The sequence below is a fragment of the Caballeronia sp. INML1 genome (assembly GCF_023631085.1).
Classification (GTDB): Bacteria; Pseudomonadota; Gammaproteobacteria; order Burkholderiales; family Burkholderiaceae; genus Caballeronia; species Caballeronia turbans.
Genome location: NZ_JALQDT010000015.1, coordinates 65577 through 82551, shown reverse-complemented (window position 1 = coordinate 82551; position 16975 = coordinate 65577). Strand labels below are relative to the sequence as shown.

The 16975-nt window shown below is 62.5% G+C and carries 13 protein-coding genes and 3 tRNA genes; 5 read left to right on the top strand and 11 right to left on the bottom strand.

What is annotated here, in order from left to right; genetic code table 11:
• Positions 1 to 18 precede the first annotated feature (18 nt).
• Positions 19 to 1653 (top strand): glucose-6-phosphate isomerase, encoded by a 1635-nt coding sequence (pgi, locus tag NCR38_RS06480; protein WP_250476618.1) that lies wholly within the window; start codon positions 19 to 21, stop codon positions 1651 to 1653.
• A 50-nt stretch (positions 1654 to 1703) separates the two neighbouring features.
• Here pgi and NCR38_RS06475 read toward each other — a convergent pair whose 3' ends face one another.
• Complete coding sequence (locus NCR38_RS06475) at positions 1704 to 2519, bottom strand: ABC transporter ATP-binding protein (protein WP_409219263.1); 816 nt, start codon at positions 2517 to 2519, stop codon at positions 1704 to 1706.
• Here NCR38_RS06475 and NCR38_RS06470 point away from each other — a divergent pair.
• Positions 2404 to 3072, top strand: coding sequence for an arylesterase (locus NCR38_RS06470; RefSeq protein WP_284502160.1), 669 nt, complete (start codon positions 2404 to 2406; stop codon positions 3070 to 3072). The genes NCR38_RS06475 and NCR38_RS06470 overlap by 116 nt on opposite strands.
• Before the next feature lie 123 nt (positions 3073 to 3195).
• Positions 3196 to 3537, top strand: a complete 342-nt coding sequence (locus NCR38_RS06465; protein ID WP_061117372.1) for a hypothetical protein — start codon at positions 3196 to 3198, stop codon at positions 3535 to 3537.
• A 101-nt stretch (positions 3538 to 3638) separates the two neighbouring features.
• Here the strand turns inward: NCR38_RS06465 and NCR38_RS06460 are convergent, their stop codons facing one another.
• From NCR38_RS06460 to tig, 8 genes are all read right to left on the bottom strand, one after another.
• Positions 3639 to 5564, bottom strand: a complete 1926-nt coding sequence (locus NCR38_RS06460) for a SurA N-terminal domain-containing protein (protein WP_250476617.1) — start codon at positions 5562 to 5564, stop codon at positions 3639 to 3641.
• A 282-nt stretch (positions 5565 to 5846) separates the two neighbouring features.
• Positions 5847 to 5923 (bottom strand) — tRNA-Asp (locus tag NCR38_RS06455).
• A gap of 26 nt (positions 5924 to 5949) precedes the next feature.
• Positions 5950 to 6025, bottom strand: a tRNA-Val gene (locus tag NCR38_RS06450).
• A 77-nt stretch (positions 6026 to 6102) separates the two neighbouring features.
• The gene (locus tag NCR38_RS06445; protein ID WP_311394663.1) at positions 6103 to 6429 is read right to left on the bottom strand and encodes an HU family DNA-binding protein; all 327 of its coding nucleotides are present in this window, start codon (positions 6427 to 6429) and stop codon (positions 6103 to 6105) included.
• A 216-nt stretch (positions 6430 to 6645) separates the two neighbouring features.
• Positions 6646 to 9069: an endopeptidase La gene (lon, locus tag NCR38_RS06440; protein ID WP_061117374.1), complete on the bottom strand. Its 2424-nt coding sequence runs from the start codon at positions 9067 to 9069 to the stop codon at positions 6646 to 6648.
• A 186-nt stretch (positions 9070 to 9255) separates the two neighbouring features.
• The gene (clpX, locus tag NCR38_RS06435; protein WP_035498697.1) at positions 9256 to 10527 is read right to left on the bottom strand and encodes an ATP-dependent Clp protease ATP-binding subunit ClpX; all 1272 of its coding nucleotides are present in this window, start codon (positions 10525 to 10527) and stop codon (positions 9256 to 9258) included.
• Positions 10528 to 10701: 174 nt separating this feature from the next.
• Positions 10702 to 11355 (bottom strand): ATP-dependent Clp endopeptidase proteolytic subunit ClpP, encoded by a 654-nt coding sequence (gene clpP / locus NCR38_RS06430; RefSeq protein ID WP_008349755.1) that lies wholly within the window; start codon positions 11353 to 11355, stop codon positions 10702 to 10704.
• 138 nt (positions 11356 to 11493) lie between these two features.
• On the bottom strand, positions 11494 to 12840 hold the full coding sequence (gene tig, locus NCR38_RS06425; protein WP_250476616.1) for a trigger factor: 1347 nt from the start codon (positions 12838 to 12840) through the stop codon (positions 11494 to 11496).
• Between the two features lie 529 nt (positions 12841 to 13369).
• Here tig and NCR38_RS06420 point away from each other — a divergent pair.
• The gene (locus NCR38_RS06420; protein WP_250476615.1) at positions 13370 to 14518 is read left to right on the top strand and encodes a glycerate kinase; all 1149 of its coding nucleotides are present in this window, start codon (positions 13370 to 13372) and stop codon (positions 14516 to 14518) included.
• Between the two features lie 13 nt (positions 14519 to 14531).
• Here NCR38_RS06420 and NCR38_RS06415 read toward each other — a convergent pair whose 3' ends face one another.
• Both NCR38_RS06415 and NCR38_RS06410 read right to left on the bottom strand, forming a co-directional pair.
• A complete protein-coding gene (locus tag NCR38_RS06415) occupies positions 14532 to 15971 on the bottom strand; it encodes a PepSY domain-containing protein (protein ID WP_250476614.1) in 1440 nt (479 codons plus the stop codon).
• 205 nt (positions 15972 to 16176) lie between these two features.
• Complete coding sequence (locus NCR38_RS06410; RefSeq protein WP_250476613.1) at positions 16177 to 16587, bottom strand: DUF2946 domain-containing protein; 411 nt, start codon at positions 16585 to 16587, stop codon at positions 16177 to 16179.
• A 280-nt stretch (positions 16588 to 16867) separates the two neighbouring features.
• Between NCR38_RS06410 and NCR38_RS06405 the strand changes: the two genes are divergently transcribed.
• Positions 16868 to 16954 (top strand) — tRNA-Leu (locus NCR38_RS06405).
• Positions 16955 to 16975: the final 21 nt, after the last annotated feature.

Below are 16975 nucleotides of genomic sequence, written 5' to 3'. Positions count from 1 at the left end.
CAGACTATCGGACCGCTCATGACCCAAAACTCGATGCTCAATTCGCTTCCTGCCTGGTCGGCGCTCCAGTCGCATTACGATGCCATCTCCGGCGAGCGCCTGCGCGACTGGTTCGGGCCTCAGAACGACACCGCGCCGACGCGCGCCGAGCGCTTGACCTTCGAAGGCGGCGGCCTCGCAATCGACTTCTCCAAGAACCGCGTCAAGGACGAAACGCTCAAGCTGCTCGTCGAGGTCGCCCAGCAGGCCAAGGTCACCGAACGCCGCGACGCGATGTTCCGTGGCGATATCGTCAACATCACCGAACATCGCGCGGTGCTGCATACCGCGCTGCGCGCGCAGTCGCCCGACGCGCCTTTCTACGAGCAGGTGCAGAAGGAAAAGGCCAAAATGGCCGCCTTCTCCGATCGCGTGCGCGACGGCTCATGGAAAGGCTATAGCGGCAAGCGCATCCGTCACGTCGTAAACATCGGTATCGGCGGCTCGGACCTCGGACCGAAGATGGTCGTGCATGCGCTGCATCATCTCGCTTCGAAGGATCTCGACACGCACTTCGTATCGAACGTCGACGGCGCCGATCTCTGGAACGTCCTTCAGCAAGTCGACGCCGAGGAGACGCTGGCGATCGTCGTCTCCAAGACCTTCACGACGCTCGAGACGATGACCAACGCGCATTCGATGCGCGACTGGTTCCTGAAGTCCGGCTGTCCCGACGATCAGTTGTCGAAGCATTTCGTTGGCGTCTCGGCGAATCCGGCTGAAGTCGTCAAGTTCGGTATCGCGAAAGAAAACGTGTTCGAGATGTGGGACTGGGTCGGCGGCCGTTACTCGCTGTGGTCGGCGGTGGGTCTCTCGATCATGCTGTCGGTCGGCCCGAAAAATTTCGACGCGCTCCTGCAAGGCGCGGCTGCGATGGACGAGCACTTCCGCACCGCCCCGCTCGACAGGAACCTGCCCGTGCTGATGGGCATGATCGGCATCTGGTATCGCAACTTTTTTGGCTCGCAGAGCGATCTGGTGGCGCCGTATTCGCAGGCGCTGCACTATCTGCCTTCATACCTCCAGCAGCTCGAGATGGAGAGCAACGGCAAGTCCGCGCGGCTCGACGGCAAGATGGTCGACTATCCGACGGCGGCCGTCATCTGGGGCGAGCCGGGCACGAACGGCCAGCACGCGTTCTTCCAGATGCTGCATCAGGGCCCCACGCTCATCCCGATCGACTTCATCGCCGTGCTGACGCCGGAGCATCCGCTCGTCGATCATCACGCGAAGCTGCTCGCCAACTGCTTTGCGCAGAGCGAAGCGCTGATGCTCGGCCGCACGCTGGAAGAAGCAAAGAAGGTTGCCGGTCCTGGCAAGGAAGAACTGGCGACGCATCTGAGCTTCCCCGGCAACCGGCCAACCACGACCATCATGCTCGATGCCCTCACGCCGCAGACGCTCGGCGCGCTCATCGCGCTCTACGAGCACAAGGTGCTCGTGCAGGGCACGGTGTGGGACATCAACTCGTTCGATCAGTGGGGCGTTGAGCTCGGCAAGATTCTCGGCAAGGTCGTCGAGGCCGATATCACTGCCGCGAGCGTCGATCCGGCCAGGCACGACTCGTCGACATCGGCGTTGATCGCGCGTGCGCGCAAGGCGCTGAAGCGCTGACGCTCCCGTAGTCGTCGATGGCCCGCGACGCTTGCGCGTTGCGGGCTTTTTTACACGCCGAGACCGTTGACGAGGCGCCCCGCTTCGATCGTCACCGTGGCATCGCAACGCTCGGCGAGTTCCTGATCGTGCGTAACCAGCACGAGCGTCGCGCCGTTGCGCCGATTCATCTCGAACATCAGGTCGATGATTGCGCAGCCGGTTGCGGCGTCGAGGCTGCCGGTGGGTTCGTCGGCGAAGAGCACGACAGGATGCGTGACGAACGCGCGCGCGAGCGCGACGCGCTGCTGTTCGCCGCCGGAAAGCAGCTTCGGATAATGGCCGGTGCGTTGCGACAGCCCGACCTGATCGAGCAGCGAACGGGCGCGCGCGGCGATTTCGCTGTGCGGAGTCTGAGCGCGCAACTCGAGGGGCAGCATGACGTTCTCGAGCGCGGTCAGATGCGGCATCAACTGGAACGACTGGAACACGAAGCCGACCGCGCCGCTTCTGAGCGCGGCGCGTTCGTCTTCGTTCAACGTGGCCAACTCCTTGCCAAGCAGACGAACCGAGCCCTCGCTCGCGCTGTCCAATCCGGCGAGCAAGCCGAGCAATGTCGACTTGCCCGAGCCCGATGCTCCGACGATCGCGACGCTGCTACCCTTCGCAATCGACAGATCGACCTGATCGAGAATCGTGAGTTCGCCCGTTGCGTCCTTCACTCGCTTGCTTAATCCCCGAACTTCGATGACCGGCTCGATATTGTTTTGCATGGACACCTTGAAAAAGAACTTGCGCGGCTTTGCGACCGCCGCGCTGATGGCGGCATGTTGTGCGACCGCGCACGCGGCAGACGCGCGGGCGGCATCGCAACCGAAGCCCGCAATCGTCGTGCTGGGCGATAGTCTGTCGGCCGAATACGGTCTGCCGCGCGACACTGGCTGGGTGAATCTGCTGCGCGAGAAGCTGGCGAAGGAGCGTTTCGATTATAGCGTCGCCAATTCGAGCATCAGCGGCGACACCACGAGCGGCGGGCGCGCGCGTCTGACCGCGGTGCTGTCGCGCATCAAGCCGGCTGTCGTAATCGTCGAACTCGGCGCGAACGACGCGTTGCGTGGCGTGCCGCTCGCGACGACGGAGACGAATCTGCGCAGCATCGTCGAGGCATCGCAGGCCGCGCATGCGAAGGTTTTACTCATCGGCATGTACGTTCCACCCAATTACGGCCCCGACTACACGCAAAAGTTCCACGCGGTCTACGAGCGTATCGCGAAGGACAAGAACGTGCCGCTCGTGCCGTTTCTGCTTGCCGGCATCGCGGACAAGCCTGCCATGTTCCAGGCCGACCAGATTCATCCGACCGTGCAGGCCCAGCCTTTGCTGTTGGATAACGTCTGGCCAACCTTGAAACCCTTGCTGGGCGCCAGTGCGTCGCATTAACGAAGACGCCGGACGCGACAGCTTCAGCAACCGACGCGGAGCATGGCCAAGATTCAGATATCTGAGACTTTCGCGTAACTCTTATAACCCCGCTCGTCGTGAGCGACTCTACAAGGAGGTCACGTGAAATTTATTCCTCTTCTCGCCCTGACCGTTGCGATTTCGGCCTGTGCTGCTCAGCCGCCCGCCGGTGTGCAGCAAGTCGGCACGAGCCAGAAGGCGCCGAAGGTCGTCGCGCAATGCGTCGCCCAGAAATGGGCGGACTCGTCGCAGCAGCAGGTCGTGTCGCAGAACACGCTCGCGAACGATCAGGCCGTCGACGTGTACGTGCCCGGCCAGCAACCGCCGACCGGCGCGGCGGCCATTGTCCGCCCGGCATGGTCGGGTTCGGGCACGTGGGTCGGTTTCCGCGCCTCGGGCGCTGCCGGCAGTCAGGCAACCGGCGATATCCAGGCTTGCCTGTAACCGAAGCTCGGACGGCTGCTTGCTGCCTCATGGCGGCATGCCAAACAAAAAAGCCCCGCATTCTTTCGGAAGCGGGGCTTTTTTTATGAAGCCAGGATCGATCAGTTCGACGACGACGGCGGGGGCGCCTGGCTCAGCTTGACCTTCGAGCGCGCCTTCAACGCGTTGATGTACGCCTCCATGTCGGCCTGCGCGTAGACCTGCGCGACCTGCTGCTGCGCGCCCGCGAGGCGATCGGCTGCGACCGGCGTACCCTTTTCGATCCCGTTCACGCGATAAATCGCGTAGCCGTCCGCGCCGAGATCCACGCCGACATAAGCCGGAAGTTTCGATGCGTCCACCTTGAAGATCGCGCTCAGCGCGGCGGGCGGCAAGCCTTGCGCGTCGTTACGCGAGACCGTGACCGGCGACGTGAAGCCATCGGCCGACTTCGACTTCTGCAGGTCCGCCAGCTTCGCTTCGCCGTCCTTCTTTGCCATCGCAGCGGCCAGTTCCGCGACCACCTTCTTGCGGACGTCGTCCTTTACGACGTCGAACGCCGGGACGGAAGACGCCTTGTAGTCGGTCACGCGCGCGGCAATCAGCGTGTTGTTGCCGACGTCGATGGCCTGCGTGTTGTTGCGATCCTTCACCGCGTCCGGCGCGAAGACGGCCGTGAGGAACTTCGGATTGTTGAGCGGATTGTCCTGTGGCAATTGCGGATTCGGCTTCGGGCCGACCGTCGCCGTCTGGATCGTGAGCTTGTATTTGTCCGCGGCGGGTTGCAGCGACTTCGCCTTCTCGTAGACGAGGTCGGTGAAGCCCTGCGCGTCTTCCGCGAAGCCCTTCGTGCCTTGCTGGGCCGCATAGTCCTTCGCGAGCGAGTCCTTCACTTCGTCGAACGGTCTTGTGACCGATGGCTTAACGTCGGTCGCCTGGATGATGTGATAGCCGAAATCCGATTCGACGATATTGCTCACCTCGCCCTTCTTCAGGCCGAATGCGGCATCGTCGAATGCCTTGCCGCCCGCGATCTGCCCATGCGCGAAGTAGCCGAGATCGCCGCCCTTGCTCGCCGAGCCAGGATCGTCCGAGTTCTTCTGCGCGATCTGCGCGAACTGGTCGGGATGAGCCTTGACTTGCGCGAGCAGTTCTTCGGCTTTCTGCTTCGCCTTCGCCTTGTCGGCCGCGCTCGCGTCCTTCGGCGCGTTCACGAGAATGTGGCTCGCGCGCACTTCCGCTTCCGTCCGATAGCGCTGAATGTTCTCGTCGTAATACTTCTTGAGATCGGCGTCACTCGGCTTCGATGCCGCCGCGACCGTCGACGGCGACAGCAGGAGATACTGGATCGTGGCCGTCTCGGGCGTCGCGAAGTCGTTGCGATGCGCGTCGTAGTATGCCGTGAGCTGCGCGTCGGTCGGCTGGATCTTCGCGGTGTAATCGGCCGTGCGCAGCGACAGGCCTTGCACCGAGCGCTTCTGCTCTGCAAGTTCCGTCAGGCTCTGTGCGAGCGACTTCGACGTGAACGAAGTCGCCTGGATGCTGCCCGGAATCTGCTCGGTCGCGATCGTGTAGCGCATGCGCTCGTCGTACTGCGCGGGCGTCATGCCCTGCATCGCGAGCAGTTGCTTGTAGCGATCGAGGTCGATGCTGCCGTCGGGCTTCTTCAGCGACGAAATCACCGGATCGGAAAGCAGCGCGCGACGCACGGCGTCATCCGACGCGGTCAGATGCAGACGCTGCGTTTCGTCGGCCATCGCGCGTTGCTGCACGAGACTGTCGACCATCGCGGCGCGTGCCTCGGGCGTGTCGAACATCTTGGCGTCGAACTGTGCGCCGAGCATCGAGCGGGCGCGGTCCACTTGCTGACGGAAGGCGCTGTCGAACTCGGCGCGCGTGATCTTGTGGCCATTCACGCTGGCGACGTAGGAACTCTCGTCGAAATAGTTGCTGAAGCCCTGAATCCCGACCATGCCCAGACCGGGCACGACGATCAGGATTAGCAGAGCCATCATCAGGCGCTGGTGATTACGGAAGAAGTCGAGCATGCGTAACGCTGCGTGGTTATAACAAAACGCTCGATATTACAACAGTGGGCGGGGAAAAGGCGAAAGGCGGGTGGGATTTGCGTTGCCCAAGGCGAAATTGTCGTGCTGATCCTTGTAATTAAAGGTGTCGCGCCCCAGGATGCCGCCCTGGGCGGCGCATCCAAGTGCTCGGAACCGTGCTTCTTTGACGCAATCATTAGTATTCTTAACGACAGCGCGAGCGCACGTAAAACAAAAAAGTCCCGCAAGCAATGCAGCTTGCAGGACTTTTTTGTTTGATTCTGGCGGAGCGGACGGGACTCGAACCCGCGACCCCCGGCGTGACAGGCCGGTATTCTAACCAACTGAACTACCGCTCCTGGGTAGCGCGCAATGAACTGAGACCTGGTGGGTGCTGAGAGGCTCGAACTCCCGACCTACGCCTTGTAAGGGCGCCGCTCTACCAACTGAGCTAAGCACCCGGTCCGCAAATTCACTCGGTTTGCGCCTCGTTAAACTTAACGCTTCGTTTTGAGAAGCGCCGCATCCAGCGAGTCCGCTAGTTTAGCGCATCCTTCAGCGCTTTGCCAGGGCGAAATTTCGGAACCTTCGCGGCCTTGATCTTGATCGCGTCGCCCGTGCGCGGATTGCGGCCCGTGCGCGCAGTGCGCTTACCGACGGCGAACGTGCCGAAGCCGACGAGCGTCACGGTGCCGCCCTTCTTCAGCGTTGCGCTTACGCCGCCGATCACCGCTTCGAGCGCTCGGCCGGCGGCGGCCTTGGAGATATCGGCTTGCTGCGCGATATGGTCGATCAGTTCCGTCTTGTTCATTGTGATCCCCGAATCAGTATTGGCACGTTTTAATCGATCTGGTCCAGCATCGATGCGAATGGCATCTCGATATGATTGGATGCGGCGCTCATTTAACTTAGCCGAAAGCAGCGTGTCAACGAGGGTTGAGCCTTATTCGGTGCGGGTTCGAGGCGTTTTAGAAGAGCTCCTCGGTAAAGCCGCGCGCCCAAAGAAAAACCCGCGGGCATACACCCGCGGGTTTTAGCTTCGATCACACGACACGGCGATGAACCGTGTTGCAGGAAGCGCTCAGTGCTTCACGACCTCGCCCGGTGCAGGCGCGTCCTTCTGCTGTTCGGCCGCGACCGGCGTCGCCTTCGCTTCGTCTTCAGGCAACGACTCCGGCGTACGTTCGAGCGCCAGTTCCAGCACGCGATCGATCCAGCGAACCGGCACGATCTCGATGGCGTTCTTCACGTTGTCGGGAATCTCGGCCAGATCCTTCGTGTTCTCCTCGGGGATCAGCACGAGCTTGATGCCGCCGCGATGCGCCGCCAGCAGCTTTTCCTTCAACCCGCCGATCGGCAGCACTTCGCCGCGCAACGTGATTTCGCCCGTCATCGCAACATCGGCGCGAACCGGAATGCCCGTCAACACCGACACCAGGGCCGTGGTCATCGCGATACCGGCGGACGGACCGTCCTTCGGCGTCGCGCCTTCCGGCACGTGGATGTGAATGTCCTTCTTCTCGAACGACTCATCCGTGATGCCGAGACGACGCGAACGCGAGCGAACCACCGAACGCGCCGCTTCGACGGATTCCTTCATAACGTCGCCGAGCGAACCCGTGCGGATCACGCCGCCCTTGCCGGGCATCACCGCTGCTTCGATCGTCAGCAGATCGCCGCCGACTTCCGTCCATGCAAGGCCCGTTACCTGACCGATCTGGTTGTCCTTCGCGGCCAGACCGAAGTCGTACTTGCGCACGCCGAGGAAGGTGTCGAGGTTGGAGCCATCGACCTTCACGGCGCCTTCGGCCTTCTTCAGCAGCAACATCTTCACGACCTTGCGGCAAATCTTCGACACTTCACGCTCGAGCGAACGTACGCCCGCTTCACGCGTGTAGTAACGAATGATGTCGCGGATGGCTTGTTCCGTGACGTCGATTTCACCGTCCTTCAGCCCGTTGTTGCGCTTCTGCTTCGGCAGCAGGTAACGCGTCGCGATGCTGACCTTCTCGTCTTCCGTGTAACCCGACAGGCGGATGACTTCCATCCGGTCGAGCAGCGGCGGCGGAATGTTCAGCGAGTTCGACGTCGCCACGAACATTACGTCCGACAGGTCGAAGTCCACTTCGATGTAGTGGTCCGCGAACGTGTGGTTCTGTTCCGGGTCGAGCACTTCGAGCAACGCAGAGGCAGGATCGCCGCGGAAATCCATGCCCATCTTGTCGACTTCGTCGAGCAGGAAGAGCGGATTGCGTACGCCTACCTTCGCGAGGCTTTGCAGGATCTTGCCGGGCATCGAGCCGATATACGTACGACGGTGACCGCGAATCTCGGACTCGTCATGCACGCCGCCCAACGCCATGCGCACGAACTTGCGGTTCGTCGCACGCGCGATCGACTGGCCGAGCGAGGTCTTGCCGACGCCGGGAGGCCCGACGAGGCACAGGATCGGCGCCTTCACCTTCTCGACGCGTTGTTGAACCGCGAGGTACTCGAGAATGCGTTCCTTCACTTTCTCGAGGCCGAAGTGGTCTTCATCCAGCACGCGCTCGGCGTTCGAAAGGTCGTTGTTGACCTTGCTCTTCTTGCGCCACGGCAGGCCGATCAGCGTGTCGATGTAATTGCGCACGACGGTCGCTTCCGCGGACATCGGCGACATGAGCTTCAGCTTCTTCAGCTCGGCATCGGCCTTCTTCTTGGCTTCCTTCGGCATGCGCGCGGCGGTGATGCGTTTCTCGAGTTCTTCGAGGTCCGCGCCCTCTTCGCCTTCGCCCAGTTCCTTCTGGATGGCCTTGACCTGTTCGTTCAGGTAGTACTCGCGCTGGCTCTTTTCCATCTGGCGCTTCACACGCCCACGAATGCGCTTCTCGACCTGAAGGATGTCGATTTCGGCTTCGAGCTGGGCGAGCAAATGCTCCAGGCGCTCGATCACAGGGAACATCTCGAGGATGTGCTGCTTCTGATCGAGCTTGAGCGGCAGATGCGCGGCGATGGTGTCGGCAAGACGACCCGCTTCGTCGATACCCGACAGCGACGTCAGGATCTCCGGCGGAATCTTCTTGTTGAGCTTCACGTACTGATCGAACTGGGAAACAATCGCGCGGCGCAGCGCTTCGGTTTCAGCGCTGTCAGCGTGATCCGGCTCGAGCGGCATCACATCGCATGAAAACTGCGTTTCCTGCTCTTCGATCGAGAGCGTCTTCGCGCGCTGCAGCCCTTCGACGAGCACTTTTACGGTGCCGTCAGGCAGCTTCAGCATTTGCAGGATGTTGGCGACACACCCTACTTCGTACATGTCCTTTTCGGTCGGCTCATCTTTCGCCGCCGTTTTCTGGGCGACGAGCATGATGTGCTTGCCGCCTTCCATCGCGGCTTCGAGGGCCTTGATCGACTTGGGCCGCCCGACGAAGAGCGGAATCACCATATGCGGGAAAACGACTACGTCGCGCAGCGGGAGCAACGGCAGCGTAATGCGTTCCTGCGGGAGGAGTTGGGTTCCTGACATTTCATTTCCCCATTAATGGAATCAATTCAATCGTAAGTAAGGCCGTTCAGAGCTATTGCAAGCCTTTATCGGAAGGGAAAAGTCGTTAGTCAAAGATCGCGTCAGTAACGTCCACAAGATAAACCGAAAAAAATAAAAGGCCGTTCACGTCGCCATGAACGGCCTTTCGCCGACACACAGCCTGCTTCAGTTCGATCCTGCTACTTTCGGTGCGTCTTCGTAGATGAGGAGCGGCTTGCCGTCGCCGTCGATCGTGTTGTCGTCGACGATCACCTTCGAAACGCCCTTCATGGTCGGCAGTTCGTACATCACGTCGAGCAACGCCTGTTCCAGAATCGAACGCAGGCCGCGCGCGCCGGTCTTGCGGCGAATCGCCTTCTGCGCGATGGCCTGCAGCGCAGCCGGACGGATTTCCAGTTCCACGCGTTCCATCGCGAAGAGCTTGTGATACTGCTTCACGAGCGCGTTCTTGGGCTCGATCAGGATCTTCACGAGCGCGGCTTCGTCGAGCTTGCCGAGCGTCGCCACGACGGGCAGACGGCCGATCAGCTCCGGAATCAGACCGAACTTGATCAAATCCTCAGGCTCGACTTCACGCAGCACTTCGCCCGCATCGCGATCCTGCTTGCTCTTCACGCTTGCGCCGAAACCGATCCCAGTCTTCTCGGTGCGATCCGTGATGACCTTTTCGAGTCCGTCGAACGCGCCGCCGCAGATGAACAGGATGTTGGTTGTATCGACCTGGATGAAATCCTGATTCGGGTGCTTGCGTCCGCCTTGCGGCGGCACCGATGCCATCGTGCCTTCGACGAGCTTGAGCAAAGCCTGCTGCACGCCCTCGCCCGACACGTCGCGCGTGATGGACGGGTTGTCAGACTTGCGGCTGATCTTGTCGATCTCGTCGATGTAAACGATTCCGCGCTGCGCCTTGTCGACTTCGTAGTTGCAGTTTTGCAGCAGCTTCTGAATGATATTCTCGACGTCCTCGCCGACATAGCCGGCTTCGGTCAGCGTCGTTGCATCCGCGATCACGAACGGCACGTTCAGCATGCGCGCGAGCGTCTGCGCGAGCAGCGTCTTGCCCGAGCCGGTCGGCCCGATCAAGAGAATATTGCTCTTCGACAGCTCGATCTCGTCTTTCTTGTCGAGATGCTTGAGCCGCTTGTAATGGTTGTACACGGCCACCGCGAGAATTTTCTTCGCGCGTTCCTGGCCAATGACGTACTGATTGAGGATATCGCTGATTTCCTGCGGGCTCGGCAGGTCGGACCTGGTCAGCCCGGCCTCCTCTGCCGCACCCGCTGCCTCGTCGCGAATGATCTCGTTGCATAGATCGATACATTCATCACAGATGAACACCGACGGCCCAGCAATGAGCTTCTTCACCTCATGCTGGCTTTTTCCGCAGAACGAGCAATACAGCAGCTTTTCGCTGCTGGAACCTTTTTTGTCCGCCATAAATGTGTAAGCCTCCGGACACTCTTGTTACATGATACGCCCTTCGATTCGACGACGCAGATTCGCACCTGGAGGTCGAACGAAGCGCGTTTTGGCGTTGCGCCGCATGCGCGACTTCGCATTGCTGGCCGGTATCCGTCTCCGAGCACCGGCGCGGCGCCGCTCCGGACGCCTTCAGGGACGCTTGTGAAGCACCTGGTCGACGAGGCCGTAAGCTTGCGCGTCGTCGCCCGACATGAAGTTGTCGCGATCCGTGTCGCGCGCAATGCGCTCGACCGGCTGCCCCGTGTGATGCGACAGCAACTGATTCAACCGCTCCTTCAGGTACAGGATCTCCCGCGCCTGAATTTCGATGTCCGATGCCTGACCGCGCGCGCCACCGAGCGGCTGGTGAATCATCACGCGCGCGTTCGGCAGCGCGACGCGCTTGCCCTTCGCGCCCGCTGCCAGCAAGAACGCGCCCATGCTCGCGGCGAGACCCATGCACAGCGTGGAAACATCGGGCTTCACGAACTGCATGGTGTCGTAGATCGCCATGCCGGCCGAAACCGAACCGCCAGGGCTGTTGATGTACAGGCTGATGTCCTTGTCCGGGTTCTCGCTTTCGAGAAACAGCAGCTGCGCGACGACGAGGTTCGCCGACTGGTCATTCACCTCGCCGACGAGAAACACCACGCGCTCCTTGAGGAGACGCGAATAAATGTCATAGGCTCGCTCGCCGCGGCCGCTCGTTTCCACGACCATCGGAACGAGGCCGAGCGCCTGGGCTTCGAAGTCCCGCGGTGCGTGGGACGCCAACGTATCGAGCAATTCAGCGCGAAAGGTCATGCAATTTCCTTGTTCGGAATAGGGATACTGAACGACAAAGGAACATCCACTAGAACGGCATGCAAACGCCCAACTTTAATGCAAAAAAGGCGTGCGGGCCGTCAGTCCGACGACTCCGCACGCCCCTTGCTCAACGCGTCAGGCTTGCGCCGTTGCGCTGGCCAGTTCCTCGAAGCTGACTTCCTTGTCGGTCACCTTGGCCTTGCCCAGGACGAAATCGACGACGTTGCTTTCCACGACGTACGCTTCCATCTCGGCGAGGCGCTGCTGGTTCGAATAATACCAGCGGACGACTTCCTTCGGGTCTTCGTAGCTCTTGGCGAATTCGTCCACTTCAGCGCGGATCTGTTCGGGCTTCGCCTGCAGTTCGTTGGCCTTCACCAGCTCGGCCAGCACGAGGCCCAGCTTCACGCGGCGCTCGGCCTGCTCGGCGAACATTTCAGCCGGGATCGGCGCGTCGGCGGCGTTCGGCACGCCGCGTTGCTGCAGGTCCTGGCGCGCCATTTCGACGAGACGCTGCTGATCATGCTCGATCAGCGCCTTCGGCACGTCCAGTTCGGAGATCTTCAGGAGCGCGTCCATGACCTGGTTTTTCACGATCTGCTGCGTGCGGCGCTTCGCTTCACGCTCCAGGTTGTCCTTGATCTCGGTGCGCATCTTCGTGAGATCGCCGTCTTCGATGCCGAGCGATTTTGCGAAATCCGCGTTGATTTCCGGCAGATGCGGCCACTCGATTTTCTTGACCGTGATCGTGAACTGCGCCGTCTTGCCCGCGACGTCCTTGCCGTGGTAGTCCTCAGGGAACTTGAGATCGAACTCGCGCGTTTCACCGACCTTCAGGCCCGTCGCGGCTTGCTCGAATTCGGGGAGCATGCGGCCTTCGCCCAGCACGAATGCGAAGTCCTGTGCGCTGCCGCCTTCGAACGCGACGCCGTCGATCTTGCCGACGAAGTCGAGCGTCACGCGGTCGCCGTCGGCCGCTGCGGTGCTCGGGCCGCCGTCGCCGTGCTCGCCCGCTTCGCCGCGCGCGTGGAAGTGCACGCGCTGCTTGCGCAGGATGTCCAGCGTGCGATCGACTTCAGCTTCGGAGATGGTGGTGACCGTGCGTTCGATTTCAGCGTTCGCCACATCGCCCAGTTTCACTTCGGGGTAGACCTCGAAGGTCGCGTCAAACGCGTAGGCGTCAGCTGCGACTTCCGACTTCGGCGCGAAGCTCGGCTGGCCCGCAACACGCAGGTTTTCCGCGCGCGTGACGTCGAAGAATTCCTTGCCGACCTTGTCGCTCAGCACTTCTGCCTCGACCTGGCCGCCGTACTGCTGCGTCACCATCTTGAGCGGCACCTTGCCCGGGCGGAAGCCCGGCATGCGCACGTTCTTGGCCAACTGGCGGATGCGCGAATCCACTTCCTTCTGCACCGTGTCTTTCGGCAGGGAAATCGTCACGCGGCGTTCGAGCTTGCCGAGGTTCTCAACTACGTTAGCCATGGCTGAAATCGTCCTAGATTAAATCGTAAAATTCGGTGTTCGGTTCTTCCGCGGTTCTAAAGGCGCGGGTCCGGATGCGGGCTCTGCGTGAGCCGGCCGTAATCGACGCCTGGCGCCGAAAGACGCGCGCTAAAACGCGTCTCGCGGGAGTGCCGGAACGTCGCCCGACACAGTGTCAGTCAACAGAGCCGGGTATTTTAGCAAACTATTCCGGGCGGCCCCGCCGACTAATTTGGCAACACGCCGTTTCGGCGCGATTTGCCTCGAAAAGTGCCCGTTTCGCGGCCAGATTTTGGCGTAAGTCCGCGTTTTTCGGACGCGCTCGTACGCGCACAATTCCGGCTATCCGCGCACGGCTATTTTGCGGCGCACGGCGCGCTGATAAGCTTGCCGACGCATGATTCACGCGACGAACGCCCTCGCCGTGCAATCCATTGCTGCAAGGCATGGAGCGCATGCAACAAGCGAATAAATTGAGGCACGCCGCGGTTTTTCAACGGTCCTTTCACACCAGAACATTTGAGACACCATGCCTAACGCCATGTCTGCCGCTCCCGTAGTTGTCATCGCTCCCGATTCCTTCAAGGGCTCGCTTTCCGCGGAAGGTGTCGCGAACGCCATCGCGGAAGGCATCAGGCGCGCACGGCCCGATGCCGACGTCCGCATCCGCCCGATGGCCGATGGCGGCGAAGGCACGCTCGACGCGATGCTCTCGGCGGGCGGCGGGCGCCGCATGCTCAACGTGCGCGGCGCGGCCGCCGCGCGCCGCGATGCCGCGACCGGCCTGCTCGACGATGGCGGCGCGATCATCGAGACGGCGGAAGTCGTCGGCATCACCGATCCGGATGGCATGGCCGTGCCGGTCACCGAGCGCAGCACGCTCGGCATGGGCGAGGCGATTCGTGCGCTGCTCGATTCCGGCGCGCGCAAGTTCTACATCGCGCTCGGCGGCAGCAGCACGAACGACGGCGGCGCGGGCCTGCTCGTGGGCCTCGGGCTCAAACTCTTCGATGCGGCCGGCCAGGCACTCGATCCGGTGCCGTCGGCGCTCGCGCAGATCGCGCGCATCGATGCGTCGGGACTCGATCCGCGTGTGAAGGATGCGGAGTTCGTCGGCATGTCGGATGTCGATAATCCGCTCACCGGCGACCACGGCGCGACCGCGATTTTCGGTCCGCAGAAAGGCGTGACGCCCGAACAAGTGGCGACGATCGACACCGCCCTCGCCCATTTCGCCGATCTCCTCGAACCCGCGATGGGCGTCGTGAAGCGCAACGAACCCGGCGCGGGCGCGGCGGGCGGACTCGGCTTCGCGCTGCACATGCTCGGCGCGCGCTTCGAGACGGGCGCGGAAGTAGTCGCGCGCGAAATCGGCCTCGATGCCGCGCTCGAAGGCGCGAACTGGCTGATCACGGGCGAGGGCCGCTCGGACGTCCAGACGCTGCACGGCAAGGCGCCCTTCATCGCCTGCAAGCACGCACGCGATCAGGGCGTGCCGGCGTCGCTGCTCTCGGGCGCGGTCGATTCGGCCGCGCTGCCGCGGCTCTCCGAATTCTTCAGCGGCTGCTTCTCGCCCGCGCCGGGCCCGATCACGCTCGATACGGCGATCCGCGACGCCGCACGGCTGCTCGCAAACGAAGCCGAGCAACTCACGCGGCTCAAATTCGGCTCGATCTGAGCGTCGGAAACCGCTAGAAGGCCGCGCGGCTCCTGCCGAAAGCGAGGCGGTCGATGCACCAGACGGCGAGCATCGTCGCGCCCATCAGCGGGAAAATCACGCCCAGCAAGGTCAGGCCGCCGCGCCACGTGCGCATCGGCGGCCGCTTGACCGGCCGTGCCGGTGCGCCGAGCTCACGCGCGGGCCGACGCTTCCACCACATGACGAAGCCCGTCACGGCGAGCGCCGCCAGCCCGAGCGAGATCGTGGAGCAGACGACCTGGTTCGCGAGCCCGAAGTAACGTCCCATATGCAGCGACGTCCCGTACGAGATCCATTGCGCGACTCGTCCGTAGCTCGCGTAATCGATGTCGGACAGCACGCGGCCGCTGTATTGATCGATGTGAAGCGTGCGTTCGGCGCGCGGATCGGCGGGGAAATACGATACCGTGTAGACGCCCGTCGGCTTGTCGGGCAGCGCGATGCCGTAGTCGTCGGCAATACCGTTTTTCGCGGCGAGCGCGATCACGTCGTCGATCGACACCCGCGCGGCCGGCGACCGCGGGTCGCCGCTATCCGGCACGGTCGTCGCACCGACGGCCCACGGCGTCTGACGCAGCGGCAAATCGTCCATCTTCATGTGCATGCCGTGCAGCGCGTCTTCGTCCGTGTTCTTCGATGCGGCGCCCGGCGCGGCCGAATGCACATGCGCTTCGCCCCACGCGCCCTTCGGATAGCCGAGCGACGCGGAGGTCGCGAGCGCCTTGAACTCCTTGCCCCACGATCCCGACCACGGCAGTCCGGAAAGCACGAAGAACAGCGCGCCGATGGCGAGCCAGATGCCGCCCACCGCGTGTAGATCGCGCCACCACGCGCGTCCTTGCAGCGACAGACGCGGCAGCCACACGCCGCCCTGCCGCGCATTCGATCGGCTGGGCCACCACAGCGCGATGCCCGTGCCGATCATCACGAGCGTCCAGCAGCCCGCCAGCTCCATGACGAGCTCGCCGGTCTTTCCGAGCATCAGTCCGCGATGCAGAGTGCGCACCTGCTTCATCAATCGATGCTCGACGGAGAGTGTGCCGAGGACCGTGCCGTCATAGGGGTTCACATACACGCTTTCGCTCTCGCCCGATGGAAGGCGAAAGACGAACTCGGCGCTGCGCGTGCGATCGGCGTCGATCTGCGCAAGCGTCGGCACGGCGCCGCGCGGCTCGCGCGCGGCGGCCTTCGCGAGCAGGACGTCGCGGGAAAGCTGGGGGCCGTGCGTATCCGCGACGATCATCCGGTCGCGATACAGAAGCGGCTCGATCTGCGGCTGAAAGCAGTAGATCGTTCCGGTGATCGCGAGCACGATGAGCAGCGGCATCACGAAGAGTCCTGCGTAGAAATGCCAGCGCCAGAGCGTGCGACGATGCGCGATGACCTCCGCGTTCGACGCTGCTGCCGGAGCGTTCAGGTTGGATGCAAGCATGGCGATTTTGGTTGAATGTGTGCGGTTCAATTGATGAGCATCGGATGCCAATGCGAACTTCGAATGTGATCGAGCGCCTTGGTGGAGCGCATGCGCGTTGCGCGGGCGGCATGCGCCTGCAGCGGTATCGGCAGGCATGCGCACGAATGCGCGTCGGCTGCGCTCGTGCGCGCGGCGAACGCCAGACAATCGACGAAGGACAGCTTCAGGAGATTGCGGGAGGCGCGCGCGGGCTCGCGGCGTTGAAGGATTTCGAAGCGACGGGATCGGCGCTCGCAAACGCCGGAGCGCGCATGACGCGTTCGATCAATGCGACGCCATGCGCGACGCCCGTGCCGATGGGCAGGTTGTGCGCAAGCAGTCCGCAGTATGAGCAGGCGTCGAAGTGATTCGCCGCGTCGTGATGGCCCGTCTGCGCCGTATGGTCTTGCCCGGCCGCGTGATGCCCTTCGTGCGCATCCGTTGCGGATGAATCGACTGCGCACAGGGTCGCTTGCGGGTCGCTCGCGGCGTTGCGTGCGTCGAGCGTCTGGCTGATGACCGGCGCGACGATCGCGAGCCACATGGCGGCAATGCCGAGCCATGCGACGAAGCGATTGCGCGCGTTGCGAGTCATGAGAGGAAGGTCGGGTGTGGAGACGGACGAATGAACGAGATTGTAGGCAGCCGCTCGAGAAGCGGCAATCTCCCGGCGTGTATGTCCGGGATCGGCGCTTGCGCGCTTACAAGCCGATCCGCAAGCCGATCCGCAGCGCGAAAAGCGTTGACGCAATTTCGCAGACATCGCCAGATGAATCGGTTAGAATCTCGGGCTTGGCACAGTGGACCGGTGCCTGACACGGCGGCATCGCCGGGCGCGGGTCATCACCGAACAAGCCCAGAGCGCCTGCCGTGCTGCGAGGATGGCGAAATTGGTAGACGCACCAGGTTTAGGTCCTGACGCCCGCAAGGGTGTGGGGGTTCGAGTCCCCCTCCTCGCACCACAACGAAACCCCTTTCATCGG

Bases quoted from the DNA above. Each gene is read 5' to 3' on its own strand.
- pgi (WP_250476618.1), top strand. From the start codon at position 19: ATGACCCAAAACTCGATGCTCAATTCGCTTCCTGCCTGGTCGGCGCTC.
- NCR38_RS06470 (WP_284502160.1), top strand. From the start codon at position 2,404: ATGGACACCTTGAAAAAGAACTTGCGCGGCTTTGCGACCGCCGCGCTG.
- NCR38_RS06460 (WP_250476617.1), bottom strand. From the start codon at position 5,564: ATGCTCGACTTCTTCCGTAATCACCAGCGCCTGATGATGGCTCTGCTA.
- lon (WP_061117374.1), bottom strand. From the start codon at position 9,069: ATGTCAGGAACCCAACTCCTCCCGCAGGAACGCATTACGCTGCCGTTG.
- clpX (WP_035498697.1), bottom strand. From the start codon at position 10,527: ATGGCGGACAAAAAAGGTTCCAGCAGCGAAAAGCTGCTGTATTGCTCG.
- clpP (WP_008349755.1), bottom strand. From the start codon at position 11,355: ATGACCTTTCGCGCTGAATTGCTCGATACGTTGGCGTCCCACGCACCG.
- tig (WP_250476616.1), bottom strand. From the start codon at position 12,840: ATGGCTAACGTAGTTGAGAACCTCGGCAAGCTCGAACGCCGCGTGACG.
- NCR38_RS06420 (WP_250476615.1), top strand. From the start codon at position 13,370: ATGCCTAACGCCATGTCTGCCGCTCCCGTAGTTGTCATCGCTCCCGAT.
- NCR38_RS06415 (WP_250476614.1), bottom strand. From the start codon at position 15,971: ATGCTTGCATCCAACCTGAACGCTCCGGCAGCAGCGTCGAACGCGGAG.
- NCR38_RS06410 (WP_250476613.1), bottom strand. From the start codon at position 16,587: ATGACTCGCAACGCGCGCAATCGCTTCGTCGCATGGCTCGGCATTGCC.